The following is a 20,667-nucleotide window of genomic DNA, read 5'->3' as shown; positions in this document are numbered from 1 at the left end:
AGCGCGCGCGTTGGAAGGTGGTGTTGTTTCTCGGCGCAATCAGTCTCGATTACTGGATGATGCAGGCCGCTTTCGCGCACGACCCTGCCTTCCCCACACGTGCCCGCATGCTGACCTTGCTGCCACATGGCGTCTTCTTCGCATTGGGCGCGGTGCTCTACCGTCTATCGACCAAGAGTTGGTCGTGGCAACTTGCCGGCTTCTCTCTTGCGCTCGCTTGGGGGTGTTGCTTCGAAATTGCGGTGCGCGCGGCAACAGTGGCACGCGATTACCAGCTGGCGATCGGTCCGTACCTCCCGATCGCCGTGTTCCTCGCGGGTGTCGTCGTCGTTGCGCTGGCGGTACGGCTCCAACCCGTGATGGCTATTACAGTGCCGGCACGGCACGCCGCCCGCATCGGCATGGCGACCTATCCGCTTTATCTGGTCCATCAGGCCGCTGGGGCGGTGGTGATCGCGTGGCTGACGGCGGCAGGAGCACCTTATTATTTGGCATCGATGGTGGTTGGCGCACTATCGCTGTGTTTCGCTCTTTGGTGCGCGGCAATACCCGAACCGAGGATTCGCGAACGCCTGGCACGCGTCAGATTGCTCCGTGCCCCTGCGCCAGATAGGTCTCGGATCGCATTTCTTCGAGGCGGCTGACGGTGCGTTGGAATTCGAAACGCCCATCGCCTTCGGGGTAGAGTGCGTCCGGTTCGGCGTCTGCGGCGGCGAGTAGTTTCACTTTGTGTTCATACAGCGCGTCGATCAGTTGGACGAAGCGCGCCGCCTCGTTGCGGTTTTCGGGGCCAAGCTGGGGAATGCCGACGAGGATCACGGTGTGATAGCGGCGGGCGATGGCGAGATAGTCGGCCGCGCCCCGTGCTTCCCCGCACAGTTTCTTGAACGAGAAGACGGCGACGCCCTTCAGCGTCTTGGGCACGTGAAGCGTACGCCCCTGCACGGCGAGATCCTCCGAGGGGATCGGCTCGGTCACCTCATGGTCGGTGAGGCGGAAGAAGGCCGCGGACAGGTTCGCGGTCGCTTCCGGCCCGTTGGGCACCAGCCAGGTGTTCTGCTGGCCCAGCCGGTCGCGGCGATAGTCGATCGGACCGTTCAGCGTCACGACGTCCAGCCGCCCCTCGATCAACGCGATGAAGGGCAGGAAGTGTTCGCGATTGAGGCCGTTCTTATAGAGATCGCCAGGCGCGCGGTTGGAGGTCGTGACCATCGTCACGCCCGCCTCGATCAGCGCGGTGAACAGGCGGCTGAGGATCATCGCGTCGGGCGAGTTGGTGACCATCATCTCGTCGAAGGCCAGCAGCCGCGTCTCCTCGGCGAGCGCCGCGGCGACGGGGGCGATCGGATCCCCGCTTTCCTTGCGCCGCTCGATCGCGATGCGGCCGTGGACCTCGAGCATGAATTCCGAGAAGTGAACCCGGCGCTTCCGGTCGACCGCCACGTTGGCGAAGAAGAGGTCCATCAGCATCGATTTGCCGCGCCCGACATCGCCGAACATATAGACGCCGCGAGGAACGGTGCCGCCGCGGCCGGTGAGGCGGGCGAACAGGCCGGCCTTTTTCGGTGCTTCGAGTTCAGTGGCCAGCGTATCGAGACGGATGGCGGCGGCCCGTTGCTCCGCATCCGGGCGCAGTTCGCCCGCGGCAATGAGCGCGCCATAAGCGGCGAGGACTTTGGTCATGTCAGGCTTTCGTGATGGTCTTTGCGCGGGCCATTCGCTCCACCGTCGCGCCGGACGTATTCAAGGATGTACCGGGCCGCGGGCGTAGCGCTAGAGCCTCTAGCCAATCCCCTCGCCGCGGAGTGGACCCCGGAACACGTCCGGGGTGACGAAGAGAGAAGTACCGACGTTATAGCAAATCACCGCAAGGACGGCGGCGGGGTCGATTTGCGCAGGGTGCCGGTGAAGCTCGCGACGGTAGGCCATCCGTCCTGCACAACCAGCCCGCGCAGGAACAGCATCCGACCCGTCTCGCGGAGCAACTCGATCCGCGCCTCCAACGGCTCGCCGATCGCGCTGGCACCGATGAACTGTGCCGACAGATCGAGCGTCACCGCCCCGCCCGCCTGCAACACCCCCAGGCCGCGGGCCGCAGCGAAGAGCGCAATGTCGATGAACCCCAACAGCGCACCGCCATGGACGTGGTCGCGCATGTTCGAATGCCCTCGGCGCGGCGTAATCCGCACCCGCGCGATACCATCCTCCACCCGAACGTAGAGCGGATCGAATGCCGAGTTGAACCGCCCCCCGTCGCGCAGCTGCCAGCGTTTCCAGCCGGGCAGTTCCGGATCGTCGTCGAACGAGAAGACGGGGGATTCCGGCGCGTCCACGATCCTTACAGGATGCGCTCGGCTTCCATCTTCTTGACCTCGGCGATCGCCTTGGCCGGGTTGAGACCCTTGGGGCAGGTGTTCGCGCAATTCATGATCGTGTGGCAGCGATACAGGCGGAAGGGATCTTCCAGCTGATCGAGGCGCTCGCCGGTCATTTCGTCACGGCTATCGGCCAGCCAGCGATAGGCCTGGAGCAGGATCGCCGGCCCCAGGAACTTGTCGGCATTCCACCAATAGCTGGGGCACGACGTCGAGCAGCAGGCGCACAGGATGCACTCGTACAGGCCGTCGAGCTTCGCGCGATCCTCCGGCGACTGCAGCCGCTCCTTGCCCGAGGGCGGCGGGCTGACCGTCTGCATCCACGGCTTGATCGAGCTGTACTGTGCGTAGAAGTGCGTGAAATCGGGGACGAGGTCCTTGATCACGTCCATCGACGGCAGCGGGGTGATCTTCACCTCGCCCTTCACGTCCTCGATCGCCGTGGTGCAGGCGAGGCCGTTGCGACCATCGATGTTCATCGAGCACGACCCGCAAATGCCTTCACGGCACGAGCGGCGGAAGGTGAGCGAGCTGTCCTGCTCCGCCTTCATCTTGATCAGCGCATCGAGCACCATCGGGCCGCATTCGTCGAGGTTGATCTCGAACGTGTCGTAGCGCGGGTTTTCGCCCGTGTCGGGGTCGTAGCGGTAGACCTTGAACGTCTTGATCCGCTTGGCGTCACCGGTCGCTTTATGGACCTTGCCCTTCGCCTTGACCTTGCTGTTCTTGGGCAGGGTGAACTCGGCCATCGCCGTGACGCTCCTTCGAAATGCTGCAATTGCGGTTATGCCTGTCGGACCGCGGACGCAACCCCTTTGGCACCGTCAGATGATGTCGAGCACCAGCCCGCGGCTCCGCGCCTCTTCCGCCTCGATATACCAGTTGGAGGGCGCCTTTTCGCACAGCTCCTCGAACGAGACGGACGATCCGCGCACGATCTCGCGAAACCCTTCCTCCTGAATCTTGATCGATTCCTCGATCTCATGCAGCTTCGCCTTCAGCACCGCGGGCAGCGTCGTCAGCGGACCGGAGAGCTGGACGCTGCTGCTCATCAGCCGCTCGTGCAGCATCAGGCGCGTACCGTGGGTGAGAAAGCGCTTCTCGACCGGGAAGGCCGCCATGAAGGTCGCGCCCGCCGAATAGACCGCGACCTTGCCCAGAAACAGCGTCTCGCGCCCGGTATAGTCGCGCAGCAGCTGGATATCGTCACCCATAGCCCGCCCCATCTCAGGGTCGCCGCCCAGCGTGGTCAGCGACACGACGAGCGGCCCGTCCACCGGCGCCTCGGCCAGCTGCGTCTTGAAGCGGGCGTACATCATGTCGTCGACCGTCCCATGCAGCTGGATATGGGGGTGGGCGAGCAAGGGATATTTGCTCGCGGCGGTCTGGCGGTCCTGATCGGTCATGGCGGCGCGAACCCGCCGTGCGTGGCTGGAGTTCCCGACGATCGCCAAGGAATACGCCCTTCATGACACAATGTTAACGGAACCGCGCGGGACGGGCTGGGGTTCATACGCCCCGTCAGGAGAAGATCACCGTGGCCGCCATGCCCAAACCCTTAGCCGACCAGGTGATCGTTCTGACCGGCGCAAGCTCGGGGATCGGCCTCGCCACCGCCCGGATGGCGGCGGAACAGGGCGCACGGGTGATGTTGGTCGCGCGCGACGACGGGTCGCTGCGCGAGATCGTACGGACGATCACCGCGGCGGGCGGCACCGCCGACTGTTACGCCGCGGACGTCACCGATGCCGACGCGGTTCGCGGTGCGGCAGCCCATGCCCAGCAACGGTTCGGTCGGATCGATACCTGGGTCAATGCGGCGGGCAGCGCGATCTACGGCAAGCTTGTCGGATTGCCGCTGGACGAACATCGCGCGCTGTTCGACACGAATTACTTCGGCGTGGTGAACGGCTGTCAGGCAGCGATCCCCTATCTGCGGGATAGCGGCGGGACCCTGATCACGATCGGATCGATCGCGTCCGACCTGCCCAGCCCGATCATGGGCGCCTATGCAGCGAGCAAACATGCGATCAAAGCCTATGTCGAGGCGCTACGGATCGAACTGGCCGCGGACGACGTGCCGATCACGGTCACGCTGGTGAAGCCATCGGGGATCGATACCCCCATCGCTCAGCATGCGGTGAACCACGAGGCGGGCGAGGCGCAGATTCCGCCGCCCGTCTACGCCCCGGAGGTCGTGGCGCGCACGATCCTGTTCTGTGCCACGCATCCGCGGCGCGACATTACCGTCGGCGGTGCCGGACGGGCGCAGGCGCTGTTCGCCGCGCATTTTCCGCGCCTGTTCGAACGCCTGGCGCCGATCGCGGCGAAGACCTTCGTCGATCCGGCCAAATCACAGCCCGCGCCAGCCAATCTGTTCGCGTCGACCGATACCGGCCGGGTGCGGTCCGGCGAGCATCCCGCGGCGCGCCAGACGAGCACCTACACCCGCGCAGCGCTACACCCGGCGATGACCGCGACCGCCGCCATGGCCGCGGCCGGGATCGGCGCCCTGTTCTATCGCCGCCGCCGGCGGCTTATCCCCGATGCAAGGAACGAATGATGGCCGAAGACCGCGTTACGATCGACACGGCGAGCGTGTTCGACAACATCGCCGACCGCCAGGTCGAGTTCGCCGGCGAGGCGAGCGGCGAACGCTATGCCTTCGCGTTGCGCTATGATGTGCTGGAAGCCCTGGCCGTTGATGCGACATTCGACGCGATGCCGCTGTTCCAGCGCCACCGCGCACGGATCCAGACGCTGGCCGCCGATGCGCTGGCGCGCGATCCCGATCAGGCGCTGGTGGTGATCAGCGAGAACGATCTCGCATGAGCGGCATCGACTGGCGGATGAGCGCGGTGCTGGCCAATGTCGACCGCGGCGGCTCGGAATTGGCGGAGGTGACCAGCCTGGAGCAGGCGGTGCGGGCCTGGCTGGCGCTGGACAATGGCTTGCAGAACGAAGCGGTGTTGCGGCCGGAACGCGCCGTCGTGATCGACGGCGAGACGGTCGCGGCGTTCGAAGGACAGGCGATCCGCGCACTGGCGGACCGCTTGCCTTAGATCGATCCTTCCCCGCGAAAGCGAGGTGGCGACGCGGCTACGCTGACCGGGGGAGAGGATAGGGCGAGCGCAGCGTGTGCGGGGCCGCCCCCTCCACCATTCGGCTGGCGCCGAACGGTCCCCCTCCCCCGGCTGCGCCGAGGGAGGAATAGGCTGTTACGCTGCGCGGAACATTTCGGGCGGCAGCGCCATCACGCTCTCCGCGCCGCCTTCGATCTTGCGACGCAGTGCGCCGGCGTCCGGGCAGATGCGCTCGGCGAAGAAGCGTGCGGTGACCAGCTTGGCGTCGAGGAAGGCGGCATCGCCCTCGCCCGCCGCCTTCTGCTCGGCAGCCGCCTTGGCCATGCGCAGCCACATCAGGCCGGTCGCGACGATGCCCATGAGGTGCATGTAGGGCACCGCGCCCGCGCCGACGTTTTCCGGGTTCTTCATGCCATTGGCCATGAACCACATCGTCGCGGCCTGCAGCTCACCCAGCGCCTTCTTCAGCGCTGCCGCGATGCCGGCGGTCGCCTCGACACCCTCAGCCGCCGCGGTTTCCTCGGTCACGATCTTGAACAGCGCCTGCACCGCGCGACCACCCTTGGTGGCGAGCTTGCGGCCGACGAGGTCCATCGCCTGCACGCCGTTGGTGCCTTCGTAGATCATCGCGATCCGGGCATCGCGGACATACTGCTCCATGCCCCATTCCTGGATGTAGCCGTGGCCGCCGTACACCTGCTGCGCGTTGGTCGCGATCTCATAGCCCTTGTCGGTGCCGACGCCCTTGATGACCGGGGTGAGCAGGCCGATCAGGTCGCCCGCCATCTCGCGCTCTTCCTCGGTGGCGGCATTATGCTCGAGGTCGACCTGCAGCGCGCCCCACAGGCACAAAGCGCGCAGGCCTTCGGTCCAAGCCTTCGCCTCCATCAGCATGCGGCGCACGTCGGGGTGGACGAACAGCGTATCCGCCTTTTCGTTCGGCTCCTTGGGGCCGGTCAGCGCGCGGCCCTGACGGCGATCGCCCGCATATTGCACGGCGTTCTGATAGGCGACTTCGGCGATGGCGAGCCCCTGAAGGCCGACGCCGAGGCGTGCCGCGTTCATCATGATGAACATCGCGGCCAGGCCCTTCATCTCCTCGCCGACCAGCCAGCCCTTCGCACCGTCATAGTTCATGACGCAGGTCGAATTGGCGTGGATGCCCATCTTGTGCTCGATCGAGCCGCAGGTGACGGCGTTGCGCTCGCCCAGGCTGCCGTCCTCGTTCACCAGCACCTTGGGCACCACGAACAGCGAAATACCCTTCGAACTGTCCGGCGCGCCCGGCGTCTTGGCCAGGACGAGGTGGATGATGTTGTCGGTCAGGTCGTGCTCACCGGCCGAGATGAAGATCTTGGTGCCGGTGATCGCATACGATCCGTCGGCCTGCGGCTCCGCCTTGGTGCGGATCAGGCCCAGGTCGGTGCCGCACTGCGGCTCGGTGAGGTTCATCGTGCCGCCCCATTCGCCCGACACCATCTTGGGGACGTACATCGCCTGCTGCTCGGGGCTGCCCTTGGCGATCAGCGCGGCGATCGCGCCGTGGGTGAGGCCCGGATACATGGCGAAGGCCATGTTCGACGAGATCATATATTCCTGGAACGCGATCGACACGACGTGCGGCATGCCCTGCCCGCCATGCTCGGGCAGGTTGCCCAGCGTCGCCCAGCCGCTCTCGACATATTGCTTATAGGCTTCCTTGAAGCCCTTGGGCGTCGTGACGCTGCCGTCTTCGTGGCGGGTGCAGCCTTCCTGGTCGCCCGACTGGTTGATGGGGAACAGCACCTCGGCAACGAAACGGCCGCCTTCTTCCAGCACCGCCTCGACGACGTCGGGGGTGGCGGCGTCGAAGCCGGGCAGGTTGCTGTAGTTCTGCAGGCCGACGACATGCTCCAGCAGGAAGCGGGTGTCGCGGACGGGGGGCGTATACTGGGGCATCCGATTATCCTTGCTGTTCGGTATTGTGGACGGCCGAGACGACCTCCACGAATTCGGTGAGTTCGGCGATGGCGGCGTCGATGTCCTGCTTCTGCCGTTCGAGCAGCGCGATGCGCGCCTGGCAGCGGTCGATCGACACCTGCCGCTGCACGCGCCGCCCGTCGCCCAGATCGTACAGATCGATCATTTCGCGGATCTCGCTCAGGCTGAACCCGACGCGCTTGCCGCGCAGGATCCAGGCGAGACGCGCGCGGTCGCGGTGCGAATAGATGCGCTGCGTGCCGCGTCGCTCGGGCGCGATCAGGCCTTCATCCTCATAGAAGCGCAGCGCCCGCGCGGTGACGCCGAACTCCTCGGACAGGTCCGAGATCGTGAAATGGTCGCGGTCGTGGCGATGTTCGATCATCGCATAAGCGGGAGACGAAGCCATGCGCTCCGACTACATCACGTTTACGTCAACGTCAATTGACTGACGCAGTGGGACACAGCAATTTTCCGCCCGGCGTGCGCAGCGTTTCCGCCTCCGCCGTCGACGTACTGAGGCGCTCGACGGTCAGTGCGGCGAGGGACGCGCGCCCGGTACATAGACTGTCGCAGCTCGCCGGCAATTCCGCCGGAAAGACGATTCGATCGCCTTCGAACCGCGCCTCGAAACGGCAGGCGCCGAAGGCCACTTGCACGCGGTCTCCGCTGCGCCGCGCGGTGCCGGATGCCGCGCATCCCTGCCCCTCGCCGTAATCGACGAGCGCTCCCAGCCGCAGCAGACCTTTCGCGCCAGGCACGACGCAGACGCGATCGGTGTCCAGCGCCCAGGAACCGAGCAGATCGGCGCGTGTCGGATCGTCGATCAGGCCGGTGCGGATCGCCGCCGCTTCCAGCTGCGCACCGGCCGTCGCGGCGTCGGCGGACGGCTGCGGTCGCGATCCGCAGCCCGCCAGCAGGGCGACCGCCGCCGCCAGCGCCGGCAACGCCTTCATGCGACGCGGATGAGCCGATCGCCGTCGATCCGCCGGTAGAAGCAGCTCGTCGCCCCGGTGTGGCACGCGGGGCCGGCCGGATCGGCGATGATCCAGAGCGCATCCTGATCGCAGTCGATCCGCATCTCGACGACGCGCAGGACGTTGCCGGAGGTTTCGCCCTTCTTCCACAGCCGGCCGCGGCTGCGCGACCAGAAGGTGGCCTCGCCGCTCGATTGGGTCGCGGCCAGCGCCTCGGCGTTCATATGCGCCACCATCAGCAGCGCACCGTCGCGCGTGGTGACGACCGCGGTGATGAGGCCGGCGGCGTCGTATTTGGGATCGAGGGTCGGGTCGGTTTCGCGCGGGTCGGACATGCGATCCTCCTACCGCCCGCCCGCGGCATTGGCGAGAGGTGGTCATCCCATCTATGGCGTCACGCCGTCACCCAGGATCATGTCCGGCATGGCGGGGGAGGTGTTATCCCGCCGCCCGTTGCGCTTCCGGTTCGTGCGCATGCACCCGGGCGAGCGCCTCGCCTTCGAGCTTGGCCAATTCGCCCAGCGTCTGGTCGAGCGCATCGCGCTGCTTTTCCAGCTCCTCGATCCGCATGCGGACCCGCTCGGCCAGCGCGCGCATCTGTTCGAGATGCTGGGGGTCCGCGTCGTACAGGTCGAGGAATTCGGCGATGTCGGTGAGCGAAAACCCCAGCCGTTTGCCGCGCAGGATCAGTTGCATCCGGGCGATCTCGCGCCGACGATAGACGCGCGTCGTCCCGATGCGGCAGGGCTCGATCAGCCCCTTGTCTTCATAGAAGCGCAAGGTTCGCGGCGTGATGCCGAGCATGTCGGCCACCTCCTGAATACCCTGCAATTCGCCTCTGTCCTCGTTCACCCCTTGCACCCTCACCTGAAGCGAGCCGGCGTCTAGCGCGCCGCCTTCGCCATTTCCTCTTCGACCAGCTCCTTTTTGGAAAGCTTGCCGATCAACGTCTTGGGCAGACTGTCGCGGATTTCGACCTCGCGGGGAAGCTCGATCTTGCTGATCTTGTCGCGCAGGAAGTCGCGCAGATCGGCCCCCGTCACGCTGCCCGGTTCAGAGAGGACGACGAAGGCCTTGGGTGCCTGGCCGCGATGCGCATCGGGTACGCCGATCACGACGGCTTCTACGACGGCGGGATGCTCGTACAGCGCCTCTTCGATGACGCGCGGATAGACGTTATAGCCGCCGCACAGGATCATGTCCTTGATCCGGTCGACGATGAAGAGATAGCCGTCGTCGTCGAGATAGCCGACGTCGCCCGTCCGCAGCGCACCATCGGCGAAGGCCGCGTCGGTTTCGGCAGGCTTGTGCCAGTAGCCCTTCATGACCTGCGGCCCACGCGCGCAGATTTCGCCCTTCTCGCCCTTGGGCATGATCCGCGTCGGGTCTTCGCGGTCGCGGATTTCGATCGTCGTGCCGGGGAAGGGCAGACCGGCCGAGCCTTCCTTGTTGACGCCGTCGAACGGGTTGCAGGTGATGATCGGCGAGGCTTCGGACAGGCCATAGCCCTCGACCAACTTCGCGCCCGTGTTCGTCTCGAACGCATGGCGCACCTCGATCGGCAGCGGTGCACCGCCCGAAATGCAGACCTTGATCGCGGACAGGTCGGGACGCTGCCCCTCCCCCAGATTGGCGAGCGCGTTGTAGATCGTGGGCACCGCCGGGAAATAGGTCGGCCGCGTGCGTTTCAGCGTGCCGAGCAACTGCTTCATTTCAAAACGCGGCAGCAGGATCATCTCTGCACCGACCAACGTCGAGAAGGTCAGCACGTTGGTCAGAGCGAAGACGTGGAAGAGTGGCAAGACACCGAGCACGCGATCCTGGTCGGGCGTCTCGCCGCCGACATGGACCAGCATCGCATCGGTGTTCGCGACGATATTCGCGTGGGAGAGCATCGCCGCCCTGGGCACGCCGGTGGTGCCGCCGGTATATTGCAGCACCGCCACCTCGTCCGGCGCGACCGCGACGGGAGCAGGCGTGGCGCGCTTCGCCATCAGGTCGGCGAAGAACAGATGGCGCGCATCTCGCGGGGCGCGGCCGATCTCCTGACGCTTGACCAGCTTGTAGGCGAATTTCTTGATCGTCGGCAGGGCGTCGGCGATCGGGCAGGTGATGACGTGGCGCATGCCCGCTTCGCCCGCGACCTTCAGCACCCGCGCCTGGATTTCGGCGACATCGGGTGTCGCGATGATCTCCGCGCCCGAATCGTGGATCAGATGCGCAAGCTCGCGCTCGACGTAGAGCGGGTTGACGTTGACGACGATGCCGCCCGCTTTCAGCGTCGCGAAGAACAGGATCGGATAATAGGGCGTATTCGGCAGGCAGAGCGCGACGCGCGTCCCCTTCACCACGCCCAGCGCCTGCAAGCCCGCCGCGGCGCGATCGACCGCCTTGCCGAGGTCGCCCCAACTGGTGACGGACCCCATGAAGTCGATCGCCGCGCGGCCGGGAAAGCGTGCGACGGTATGGTCGAGCAGGTCGCCGAGCAGGCGGGGCCGACTCGGCAGCGGCACGCCCTGCTTGATCGCCAGCGGCGCTGCACCCTGCGCCGTCGTTCCGGCGGTGGCGGTGTCGCTCATTCCCTCATCCTCTCATGCACATCATCGAGCATATTGTGGGCTCGATCCACTTGACGTAATGGGAAGGTATCGCACCTATACGGCATCACGCAAGTCTGCCCTTGCATCCCGATGCCTGCCAAAGAGAGGATTTCATGACCAACGTCGTCATCGCCGGTTATGCGCGCTCGCCGTTCCACCTCGCCGGCAAGGGCGCCCTCGCCCGCGTCCGTCCAGACGATCTCGCCGCGCAGACGATTCGCGGCCTGATCGAAAAGACCGGCGTCTACGCCGCCGAAATCGAGGACATCATCCTCGGCTGTGCCTTCCCCGAAGGCGAACAGGGTCTCAACGTCGCACGGATGATCGGGTTGCTCGCCGACCTGCCGTTGTCGGTCGGCGGCATGACGGTGAACCGCTTCTGCGGATCGTCGATGAGCGCGATCCATATCGCGATGGGCCAGATTCAGATCGGTGCGGGCGAGGCGTTCATCTGCGCCGGTCTGGAATCGATGAGCCGCGTGCCGATGGGCGGCTACAACCCCCTGCCCAACCCCGTTCTCGCGAAGAAGAATGCGGGTGCGTACATGGGCATGGGCGATACGGCGGAGAATGTCGCGACCAAATATCAGATCACGCGGGCTGAGCAGGATGCGTTCGCGGTGAAGAGCCAGCAGAAGGCCGCCGCCGCGCGCGCCGATGGCCGGCTGAGCGATGAGATCGTGCCGATCCAGACGAAGGCCGGCACGGTGAGCGAAGACGGCACGATCCGCCCCGACACCACCGTCGAAGCGCTGGGCGGCCTGAAGCCCGCCTTCAGCCAGGACGGATCGGTCACCGCCGGCACCTCGTCGCCGCTGACGGATGGCGCCAGCGCGGTCCTCGTGACGTCGGAAGAGTTCGCCAACAAGCACGACCTTAAGATCCTCGCCCGCATCAAGGCGGTGGGCGTGTCGGGCATCGAGCCGGAGACGATGGGCCTCGGCCCGATCAGCGCCTCGCAGAAGGCGCTGGCGCGCGCCGGCGTGTCGGTCGGCGACCTGGACGTCGTCGAAATCAACGAGGCGTTCGCCAGCCAGGCGATCGCCTGCATCCGCGACCTCGGCCTGAAGGACGAAACGATCAATCTCGACGGCGGCGCGATCGCGATCGGCCACCCGCTCGGCGCGACCGGCGCGCGCATCGTCGGCAAGGCGGCGGCGCTGCTGGAGCGCGAGGGCGGTCGCTATGCACTGGCGACCCAGTGCATCGGCGGCGGCCAGGGCATCGCCACGGTGCTGGAGCGCGCATAACATGAGCGAATCCATCAAAAAGGTGTGCGTGATCGGTGCGGGCGTCATGGGCGCCGGCATCGCCGCACAGGTCGCCAACGCCGGCATCCCGGTGCTGCTGCTCGATATCGTGCCCAAGGAGGGTGACGATCGCGACGCGGTGGCCAAGAATGCGGTCGCCAAGATGCTCAAGACCGAACCCGCGCCGTTCATGTCGAAGGGTGCGGCGAAGCTGGTCGAAACGGGCAATATCGACGACCATCTCGATCGCGTCGCCGAATGCGACTGGATCGTCGAGGCGATCGTCGAACGGCTCGACATCAAGCAGGCGCTGTACGCCAAGCTCGAGGCGCTCAAGCGCCCCGGCACCGCGGTCAGCTCGAACACGTCGACCATTCCGCTCGGCCATCTGGTCGACGGGCGCTCGGACCAGTTCAAGGCCGACTTCCTCATCACGCACTTCTTCAATCCGCCGCGCTACATGCGGCTGATCGAGATCGTGCGCGGCGAACACACCGACGCGGCGGTGGCCGAAAAGGTGGAGGACTTCGTCGATCGCTTCATGGGCAAGCGGATCGTCCGCGCCAAGGACACGCCGGGCTTCATCGCCAACCGCATCGGCACCTATTGGCTCGCCCTCGCGATCAATGCAGCGATGGATCAGGGCCTGACCGTCGAAGAGGCCGACCAGATCGGCGGCCGGCCGATGGGCGTGCCCAAGACGGGCATCTTCGGCCTCGTCGACCTCGTCGGCGTCGACCTGATGCCGCTGCTGTCGAAGAGCCTGTCATCCACGCTGCCGCAGGGCGACCCCTATTTCGACACCGTCCGTCCGATGCCGCTCGTCGATAAGATGATCGCCGAGGGCTTCACGGGTCGCAAGGGCAAGGGCGGCTTCTATCGCTTCGACAAGGCGACGAAAACCAAGCTCGCGCTCGATCTCGCGACCGGTGAGTATCGCGGGGGGCAGAAGCCCGCGCCGCTACCGCCCAAGGCGGAAAAGGATCTGGGCGCGCTGATCGCGACGCCGGGCAAGGTCGGCGACTATGCCTGGGAGATCCTGGGCAAGACCTTGTCCTATGCGGCGATGCTGGTCGGCGAAGCCGCGGACGATATCGTCGCGATCGATGATGCGATGAAGCTCGGCTATAATTGGAAGTTCGGCCCGTTCGAGCTGCTCGACCGGATCGGTGCCGCCACCTTCGCGCAGCGGCTGCGCGACGAAGGCCGCAGCGTTCCGGCGATCCTCGAGACGGCCGGCGACCGCAGTTTCTACCGCGTCGTCGAGGGCAAGCGCCAGTTCCTGGGCACGGACGGCGACTATCATGACGTCGTCCGCGGCGATGGCGTGCTACTGCTCGAAGACATCAAGCTGCGCTCCGAACCGCTGCTCAAGAACGCGTCGGCCGCTTTGTGGGATGTCGGCGATGGCGTCGCCGCGCTCGAGTTCACCACCAAGATGAACGCGCTCGACGGCGAGATCATGAGCCTGATCCAGCAGGCCATCCCGCTGGTGCAGGATCGCTTCAAGGCGCTGGTGATCTATAACGAAGGCTCGAACTTCTCGGCCGGCGCCAACCTAGGCATGGCGATGTTCGCCGTCGCCGCGGGCATGTGGGGCGAGATCGAAAAGCTGATCGCGGGCGGGCAGCAGGCGCTGAAGGCGCTGAAATACGCTCCCTTCCCCGTCGTGGCGGCGCCGGCCGGCATGGCGCTGGGCGGCGGTTGCGAGGTCGTGCTCCACGCCGATGCGGTGCAGGCGCATGCCGAAAGCTACATCGGTCTGGTCGAGTGCGGCGTCGGCCTGCTGCCCGGCTGGGGCGGCAACGGCGAGTTGCTCGATCGCCTCGCCAAGGCGCCGATGATGCCGCGCGGGCCGATGCCCGCCGTCGCCAAGGCGTTCGAGACGATCTCGACCGCGCAGGTGTCGAAGTCGGCCGCGCTGGCGAAGGAGATGATGTTCCTCAAAGCCAGCGACGGCATCACGATGAACCGCGACCGCCTGCTCGCCGACGCTAAGGCCAAGGCGCTCAGCCTGGTCGACGGCTATAAGGCACCCGAAAAGCCGACCTTCCGCCTGCCGGGCGAAAGCGGCCGCACCGGCATCGCCGGCGTCGTCGAGGGCTTCCGCAAGAAGGGCATGGCGACTGAGTATGACGAGGTCGTCTCGGGCCGGCTCGCGACCGTGCTGACCGGCGGCGAGGCCGATCTGGTCGATACCGTGCAGGAGGATGACCTGCTGACGCTGGAGCGTGCGGCGTTCATGGAGGCCGTGCGCGACCCGCGGACACAGGCGCGCGTGCAGCAGATGCTGACCACGGGGAAGCCGTTGCGCAACTGATGCTACATCGGGCGGGTTCAGGGCTTGCGAGTGCGAGGCCTGGAACCGCCCGACCGCATGGCGGTTGGCATGATCCGATGCCGTCCGCGGGAAAAGATGCTTTGTGCACCGCGGTTTACGTCATCACACTTGACACACTGCGCCCCGGGGCTAGACGGGCATCAGATTGCCGTAAACGGCATCTGGCTCGCCAATAGGTCATGGCCCGGCATCGGGCGGCCTCCGCGGCGCCACAATGCGACCGTACAGATACGGCGCAAGGCTTGAACGGCTTGTTCGATGGGCGCGGCCGTTCGCGTCCATCCGGGAGAGGAGAAGTAACCATGTCCTTGATGTTGATTGGCGCGCTGCTGGCCGCCGCCCCTGCGCCCGCGCCCACCCCCGACGTCGCGCTGGGCCGGTGGAAGACCGAGACGCGCAACGGCATCGTCGAAATCCAGCGCTGCGGCGCATCGATCTGCGGCCGGCTGATCTCGTCCGAACTGCTCCGCCAGCAGCCCGACCTGAAGGACGTCAACAATCAGGATCCGGCGCAGCGCGGCCGCCTGCTGAAGGGGCTGCTGCTGATCAGCGGCTTCACCGCCGACGGCGATGCTTGGAGCGGCGGCAAGATCTACAATCCCGACGACGGCAAGACGTACAAGGCGAAGGTGACGCCCGTCGACGCCAACACGCTGAAGGTGCGTGGCTGCGTGTTCGTGCCGCTCTGCAAGACGCAGACTTGGACGCGCGTGCGCTAATCTGACCCGTTTCGACCTACCAGTAAGCTTAAGGAAGACCGCTCATGTCCCTGCGTATCAAGACTTCGTTGCTCGCCACTGCCGTCCTCGGCTCGTTCGGTTTCGCCTCGGTGGCGCACGCCCAGGCCTTCTACCTGCAGGAGCAGTCGGCGCGTGGCGCCGGCCGCGCTTTCTCGGGTGAAGTCGCCGATACCGGCCCGCAGTCGCTGTGGTGGAACCCGGCATCGATCGCAGGGATGGAGCGCGGCGAGGCAGCGATCAACGCGTCGGGCATCCTGCCGCGCGGCCGCGTCGTCAACAACGGCACCGTGGTGTGTCGCCCGGCCGGCGTGTCGTGCGCCAACCCGGCCAACTACCAGCCGGTCGGCGGTGCGCAGGAAGCACGCAACCCGATTGACAAGGGCCTGCTGCCCTCGGGCGCGATCGCCCTGCCGTTCGGTCCGGTCGCGTTCGGCCTCGCGGTGACGTCGCCCTACAGCTTCACCACAGACTACGACAACAACAGCTGGACCCGCTACAGCGCGACGCGCACCAAGCTGATGACGATCGACATCCAGCCGTCGATCGCCGTAGCGCTGACCGACTGGCTGCGCGTCGGCGGCGGTGCCAACGTCGAGCACGTCTATGCCAGCCTGGGCAACGCGCTGCCCAACCTGACCACCACCGCCGACGGCTCGCAGAAGCTGGAAGGCAAGGGCTGGGACATCGGCTGGACCGCGGGCGTCCAGATGCACAACGACTGGGCGACCGTCGGCATCAGCTACAAGTCGCGCATCGAGCATACGCTGACGGGTGACCTGACCGTCGCCGGCCTGGTCGGCCCGCTTGCCGGCCAGAACCGCACGCTGACCGGCGTGCAGGCGAGCTTCTACACGCCTGCGCAGACGATCGTCGGTGCGCGCATCAAGGTGACGCCGGCGCTGACGCTGAACGGCCAGGCGGTGCGCTACAATTGGAGCAAGTTCGACGCGATCCGCCTCGGCGCGCCGCTCAACACCGCGCTGCCCGAAAACTATCGCGACAGCTACAGCCTGGCCGGCGGCGTCGATTATGCCGTCTCGCCCAGCCTGACGGTCCGCGCCGGCGTGCAGCGCGCGCTGACCCCGACGCAGGACGGCCTGCGCGACGCGCGCGTGCCGGATTCGAACCGTTGGAACTATGGCGTCGGCGGCACCTTCCAGGTGACTCCGAAGTTCGGCTTCGATCTCGCTGCAAACTATGTCGATTTCGAAGACACGACGATCGACCGTCAGACCGCGGCCTATGTCGGCACCGCGGCGCAGACCAACGTCCTGACCCGCGGCACCCTGCGCGATGCCCATGCGGTCGTTCTGTCGGCGGGCGCGCATATCGGCTTCTGATCCCGCCGCCTATCTGCATCAAAACGTTGCGGGTCCGGGTTCCGTTGGAACCTGGGCCCGTTTCTTTGCGTACTGATAACAAGGGTTTGCTTTGCGCTGCGTCGAAACGATAAGGCCTACCCCGCCAGTGGCGTACACCGCGTCGAAAACGTCGGTATGTCAGATGCATCAAGGGGCCTTTGATGAGCGATTACGAATTGTCCATGTCTCGCCGCGGCGTGCTCGCGAGCGGGGCGATCGGTGCGGCGGCGACCGCCATGCCCACTGAGGCGGCAGCCGTGCCGCTCGACGAACGGCCCGCCCCGCCGACGATGCCGGTGACGCTGAAGGTCAATGGCCGGACCAGCCAGGTCGCGCTCGACACGCGGACGACGCTGCTCGATGCGCTGCGCGAACATTGGAAGCTGACCGGCACGAAGAAGGGCTGCGACCACGGCCAGTGCGGCGCCTGCACGGTGCTGATCGACGGGCGGCGCATCAACAGCTGCCTCAGCCTCGCCGTGATGCACGATGGCGACGAGATCACGACGATCGAAGGGCTCGGCACGCCCGACAAGCTGCATCCGATGCAGGCTGCCTTCGTCAAGCACGACGGCTATCAGTGCGGCTATTGCACCCCCGGCCAGATCTGCTCGGCGGTCGCGGTGCTCGACGAGATCAAGCGCGGCGTCCCCAGCCATGTGCAGGACGACGTCGCCGGCGCGCCTGCGCTGACCGCCGAGGAAATGCGCGAACGGATGAGCGGCAACATCTGCCGCTGCGGCGCCTATTCGAACATCATCGACGCGATGCGGGACGTCGCGGGAGCCAAAGCATGAAGGCCTTCACCTACGAACGCGCCGACACGCCCGCCGCCGCTGCCCAGGCGGTAGCCGCTCGCCCCGGCGCCAAGTTCATCGCGGGCGGCACCAACCTGCTCGACCTGATGAAGCTGCAGATCGAGGAGCCGGTGCATCTGGTGGACGTCAACCGGCTGAAGCTCGACCGGATCGAGCCGACCGACACTGGCGGCCTGCGCATCGGCGCGCTGGTGCGCAACACCGACCTCGCTGCGGACGCACGCGTACGCCGCGACTATGGCGTCCTGACCCGCGCGATCGTCGCGGGCGCCAGCGGGCAGCTGCGCAACAAGGCGACCACCGCAGGCAACCTGTTGCAGCGCACCCGGTGCCCCTATTTCTACGATACCAACCAGCCGTGCAACAAGCGCAAGCCCGGATCGGGCTGTGCGGCGATCGGCGGCTACAGCCGGCAGCTCGGCATCATCGGCACGAGCGATGCGTGCATCGCGACCTATCCCGGCGACATGGCGGTGGCGATGCGGCTGCTCGACGCGAGCGTGGAAACGGTGCAGCCATCGGGCACGACGCGCTCGATTCCGATCGCCGACTTCCACCGCCTGTGGGGCGACACGCCGCACATCGAAACGGCGCTGCAGCCGGGCGAGCTCATCACGGCGGTGGCGCTGCCCAAGCCGCTCGGCGGGACGCACATCTATCACAAGGTGCGCGACCGCGCGTCCTACGCCTATGCGCTGGTGTCGGTGGCCGCGGTGATCCAGCCCGACGGCACCGGCCGCGCCGCGATCGGCGGCATTGCGCCCAAGCCGTGGCGGACGCCCGAGGCGGATGCCGCCATGCCGCAGGGGGCGAAGGCGGTGGCGAGCCGCTTGCTCGCCGGCGCTCGCCCCACCGCCGACAACGCCTTTAAGGTGCCGCTGGTCGAGCGCACGCTCGCCGGTGTGATGGCCCAAGCCAAGAGCAGGAGCGCCGCGTGAAGTTCGATCAGCCTGCGGGCACCAACCCGATCGACCAGCTGAACGTCGTCGGCAAGCCGACCGATCGTATCGACGGCAAATACAAGACCACCGGCACGGCGCGCTACGCCTATGAGCGTCATGACGTCGCCCCGAATGCCGCCTATGGCTATGTAGTCGGCGCCGGCATCGGCAAGGGCCGGATCAGCAGCATGGATCTCAGCGCCGCCAAGGCCGCGCCGGGCGTGCTGGCGATCGTCACCGCGGACACGGCCGGGCCGCTCGGCAAGGGCGACATGAATACCGCCAAGCTGCTCGGCGGTCCGGCGGTCGACCATTATCATCAGGCGATCGCGCTCGTCGTTGCCGAGACGTTCGAACAGGCGCGCGCCGCGGCAGGCCTGATCCGCGTCGATTATGCGCGCGGCAAGGGCCGCTTCGACCTCGACAGCGCGCTCAAGACGGCGCCGCTGAAGGGTGACAGCAGCGGTGAAGGCAGCGCCGCGCCGCCCGTCGACCGTGTCGGCGATTTCGACAAGGCATTCGCCGCGGCCCCCGTGACGCTCGATGCGCGCTACGAGACGCCCGACCAGAGCCATATGATGATGGAGCCGCATGCCAGCACCGCGGCATGGAATGGCGACAGGCTGACGCTGTGGACGTCGAACCAGATGATCGCCTGGGGCAAGGGCGACGTCGCCAAGACGCTGGGTATTCCGAAACAGAATGTCCGGCTGATCTCGCCCTATATCGGCGGCGGGTTCGGCGGAAAGCTGTTCGTGCGCGCCGATGCGATCCTTGCGGCGCTGGGTGCCAAGGCGGCGGGGCGGCCGGTGAAGGTCGCGCTGCAACGGCCGCTGATGGCGAACAACACCACGCACCGCCCGGCGACGCGCCAGCGCATCCGGTTGGGCGCGGGCAAGGACGGCAAGCTCGTCGCGATCGCGCATGAAAGCGGTTCGGGCGATTTGCCCGGCGGCGGACCGGAAACGGCGGTGGCGCAGACCAAGCTGCTCTATGCCGGCGCCAACCGGCTGACGTCGATGCGCCTCGCGGTGCTCGACCTGCCCGAAGGCAATGCGATGCGCGCACCGGGCGAAGCACCGGGGCTGATGGCGCTTGAGGTCGCGATGGACGAGATGGCGGAAAAGCTGGGCATGGACCCGGTCGCGTTCCGCATCGCGAACGACACGCAGGTCGATCCCGAAAAGCCTGAACGCCAGTTCTCGCAGCGCCAGTTGGTGCAGTGCCTCCAGATGGGGGCCGATCGCTTCGGCTGGAGCCGGCGCCAGGCCAAGCCGCGCGCGGTGCGGGACGGCCGCTGGCTGGTCGGCATGGGCGTCGCGTCGGGCTTCCGCAACAACATCAACATGAAGTCGGGCGCCCGCGTCGGCATTGATGCCAAGGGCATCGTGACGGTCGCGACCGACATGACCGACATCGGCACCGGCAGCTATACGATCATCGCGCAGACGGCCGCCGAGATGATGGGCGTCCCCCTCGACAAGGTTCGCGTGCTGCTCGGCGACAGCGACTTCCCCGTCGCCGCCGGATCGGGCGGACAGTGGGGCGCGAACAGCGCGACCGCGGGCGTCTATGCCGCCTGCGTCAAGCTGCGCGAGGCGGTCGCGCAGAAGCTGGGCTTCAATTCGGCCGATGTTGTGTTCGAGGATGGCAAGGTCCGCTCGGGCAATCGCAGCGTGCCGCTGGGTCAGGCCGCGGGCGACGCAGGTCTGTCCGCCGAGGACAGCATCGAATTCGGCGACCTGGCGAAGAAGGTGCAGCAGTCGACCTTCGCCGGGCATTTCGTCGAGGTCGGCGTCGACGCCTATACCGGGGAGATCCGGGTCCGCCGCATGCTGGCGGTGTGCGCCGCCGGGCGGATCCTCAACCCAAAGTCCGCGCGCAGCCAGGTGATCGGCGCGATGACGATGGGCGTGGGCGCGGCGCTGATGGAGGAACTCGCGGTCGACAAACGGTTCGGATTCTTCGTCAACCACGACCTTGCGAGCTATGAGGTGCCCGTCCACGCCGACATCCCGCACCAGGAGGTGGTGTTCCTCGACGAAACCGATCCGACGACGTCGCCGATGAAGGCGAAAGGCGTCGGCGAGCTCGGCCTGTGCGGCGTCGGCGCGGCGATCGCCAATGCGATCTACAATGCGACCGGCGTGCGCGTTCGCGAATATCCGATCACGCTCGACAAGATCATCGGCGGCATGGCGAAGGTGGCGTAAGGGTAGAGG

General features: G+C 66.6%; 20 protein-coding genes and 1 pseudogene. 11 read left to right on the top strand and 10 right to left on the bottom strand.

The window, feature by feature from the left end; genetic code table 11:
• Window positions 1–644, top strand: a pseudogene (locus tag GGR47_RS14005) (acyltransferase family protein); the annotation flags it as partial.
• Here the strand turns inward: GGR47_RS14005 and zapE are convergent.
• From zapE to GGR47_RS13985, 4 genes are all read right to left on the bottom strand, one after another.
• On the bottom strand, window positions 583–1,683 hold the full coding sequence (gene zapE / locus GGR47_RS14000; protein ID WP_147035675.1) for a cell division protein ZapE: 1,101 nt from the start codon (window positions 1,681–1,683) through the stop codon (window positions 583–585). The pseudogene GGR47_RS14005 and the gene zapE overlap by 62 nt on opposite strands.
• Before the next feature lie 179 nt (window positions 1,684–1,862).
• A complete protein-coding gene (locus GGR47_RS13995) occupies window positions 1,863–2,333 on the bottom strand; it encodes a PaaI family thioesterase (protein ID WP_147035674.1) in 471 nt (156 codons plus the stop codon).
• A 5-nt stretch (window positions 2,334–2,338) separates the two neighbouring features.
• Complete coding sequence (locus GGR47_RS13990) at window positions 2,339–3,124, bottom strand: succinate dehydrogenase iron-sulfur subunit (protein ID WP_043059011.1); 786 nt, start codon at window positions 3,122–3,124, stop codon at window positions 2,339–2,341.
• A gap of 75 nt (window positions 3,125–3,199) precedes the next feature.
• Window positions 3,200–3,781, bottom strand: a complete 582-nt coding sequence (locus GGR47_RS13985) for a ClpP family protease (RefSeq protein ID WP_147035678.1) — start codon at window positions 3,779–3,781, stop codon at window positions 3,200–3,202.
• A gap of 140 nt (window positions 3,782–3,921) precedes the next feature.
• Between GGR47_RS13985 and GGR47_RS13980 the strand changes: the two genes are divergently transcribed.
• From GGR47_RS13980 to GGR47_RS13970, 3 genes are read left to right on the top strand one after another with little or no spacing between them, the layout of a single operon-like run.
• Complete coding sequence (locus GGR47_RS13980; protein ID WP_147035673.1) at window positions 3,922–4,938, top strand: SDR family oxidoreductase; 1,017 nt, start codon at window positions 3,922–3,924, stop codon at window positions 4,936–4,938.
• The gene (locus GGR47_RS13975) at window positions 4,935–5,207 is read left to right on the top strand and encodes a DUF1488 family protein (RefSeq protein WP_244304993.1); all 273 of its coding nucleotides are present in this window, start codon (window positions 4,935–4,937) and stop codon (window positions 5,205–5,207) included. The genes GGR47_RS13980 and GGR47_RS13975 overlap by 4 nt, the downstream gene beginning before the upstream one ends.
• Window positions 5,204–5,437 carry a hypothetical protein gene (locus GGR47_RS13970; protein ID WP_063689056.1) on the top strand — a complete coding sequence of 78 codons (234 nt, stop codon included), beginning with the start codon at window positions 5,204–5,206 and terminating at the stop codon, window positions 5,435–5,437. The genes GGR47_RS13975 and GGR47_RS13970 overlap by 4 nt, the downstream gene beginning before the upstream one ends.
• A 156-nt stretch (window positions 5,438–5,593) precedes the next feature.
• Here the strand turns inward: GGR47_RS13970 and GGR47_RS13965 are convergent, their stop codons facing one another.
• The 6 genes from GGR47_RS13965 to GGR47_RS13940 form a co-directional block, all read right to left on the bottom strand.
• Window positions 5,594–7,396, bottom strand: coding sequence for an acyl-CoA dehydrogenase C-terminal domain-containing protein (locus GGR47_RS13965; protein WP_147035672.1), 1,803 nt, complete (start codon window positions 7,394–7,396; stop codon window positions 5,594–5,596).
• Window positions 7,397–7,400: 4 nt separating this feature from the next.
• Window positions 7,401–7,826 (bottom strand): MerR family transcriptional regulator, encoded by a 426-nt coding sequence (locus tag GGR47_RS13960; protein WP_020486487.1) that lies wholly within the window; start codon window positions 7,824–7,826, stop codon window positions 7,401–7,403.
• Between the two features lie 31 nt (window positions 7,827–7,857).
• Window positions 7,858–8,373 carry a hypothetical protein gene (locus GGR47_RS13955; RefSeq protein WP_244304992.1) on the bottom strand — a complete coding sequence of 172 codons (516 nt, stop codon included), beginning with the start codon at window positions 8,371–8,373 and terminating at the stop codon, window positions 7,858–7,860.
• Entirely contained in the window at window positions 8,370–8,729 is a 360-nt protein-coding gene (gene hisI / locus GGR47_RS13950; RefSeq protein ID WP_147035671.1) for a phosphoribosyl-AMP cyclohydrolase, read from the bottom strand. The genes GGR47_RS13955 and hisI overlap by 4 nt, the downstream gene beginning before the upstream one ends.
• A gap of 103 nt (window positions 8,730–8,832) precedes the next feature.
• Window positions 8,833–9,246 (bottom strand): MerR family transcriptional regulator, encoded by a 414-nt coding sequence (locus GGR47_RS13945; protein WP_043059007.1) that lies wholly within the window; start codon window positions 9,244–9,246, stop codon window positions 8,833–8,835.
• A 32-nt stretch (window positions 9,247–9,278) separates the two neighbouring features.
• On the bottom strand, window positions 9,279–10,973 hold the full coding sequence (locus tag GGR47_RS13940; RefSeq protein ID WP_147035670.1) for a long-chain-fatty-acid--CoA ligase: 1,695 nt from the start codon (window positions 10,971–10,973) through the stop codon (window positions 9,279–9,281).
• A gap of 134 nt (window positions 10,974–11,107) precedes the next feature.
• On the opposite strand from GGR47_RS13940, the gene GGR47_RS13935 reads away from it, so the two are divergent.
• From GGR47_RS13935 to paoC, 7 genes are all read left to right on the top strand, one after another.
• Complete coding sequence (locus GGR47_RS13935; protein ID WP_147035669.1) at window positions 11,108–12,244, top strand: thiolase family protein; 1,137 nt, start codon at window positions 11,108–11,110, stop codon at window positions 12,242–12,244.
• Between the two features lies 1 nt (window position 12,245).
• Entirely contained in the window at window positions 12,246–14,564 is a 2,319-nt protein-coding gene (locus GGR47_RS13930) for a 3-hydroxyacyl-CoA dehydrogenase/enoyl-CoA hydratase family protein (RefSeq protein ID WP_147035668.1), read from the top strand.
• A gap of 323 nt (window positions 14,565–14,887) precedes the next feature.
• Complete coding sequence (locus GGR47_RS13925; protein ID WP_017978711.1) at window positions 14,888–15,304, top strand: DUF2147 domain-containing protein; 417 nt, start codon at window positions 14,888–14,890, stop codon at window positions 15,302–15,304.
• A gap of 44 nt (window positions 15,305–15,348) precedes the next feature.
• Window positions 15,349–16,665, top strand: a complete 1,317-nt coding sequence (locus GGR47_RS13920; protein ID WP_017978710.1) for an OmpP1/FadL family transporter — start codon at window positions 15,349–15,351, stop codon at window positions 16,663–16,665.
• 182 nt (window positions 16,666–16,847) lie between these two features.
• A complete protein-coding gene (gene paoA, locus GGR47_RS13915; protein WP_147035667.1) occupies window positions 16,848–17,483 on the top strand; it encodes an aldehyde dehydrogenase iron-sulfur subunit PaoA in 636 nt (211 codons plus the stop codon).
• Entirely contained in the window at window positions 17,480–18,442 is a 963-nt protein-coding gene (locus GGR47_RS13910) for an FAD binding domain-containing protein (RefSeq protein ID WP_147035666.1), read from the top strand. Before paoA ends, GGR47_RS13910 begins: the two co-directional genes overlap by 4 nt.
• A complete protein-coding gene (gene paoC / locus GGR47_RS13905; protein ID WP_147035665.1) occupies window positions 18,439–20,658 on the top strand; it encodes an aldehyde oxidoreductase molybdenum-binding subunit PaoC in 2,220 nt (739 codons plus the stop codon). Before GGR47_RS13910 ends, paoC begins: the two co-directional genes overlap by 4 nt.
• Window positions 20,659–20,667: the final 9 nt, after the last annotated feature.

Origin of the sequence: Sphingomonas aquatilis (genome assembly GCF_014196115.1) — a bacterium.
Taxonomy (GTDB): domain Bacteria; phylum Pseudomonadota; class Alphaproteobacteria; order Sphingomonadales; family Sphingomonadaceae; genus Sphingomonas; species Sphingomonas aquatilis.
The sequence above is the reverse complement of the archived record's forward strand: the minus strand, read 5'-3'. Positions and strand labels throughout refer to the sequence as shown.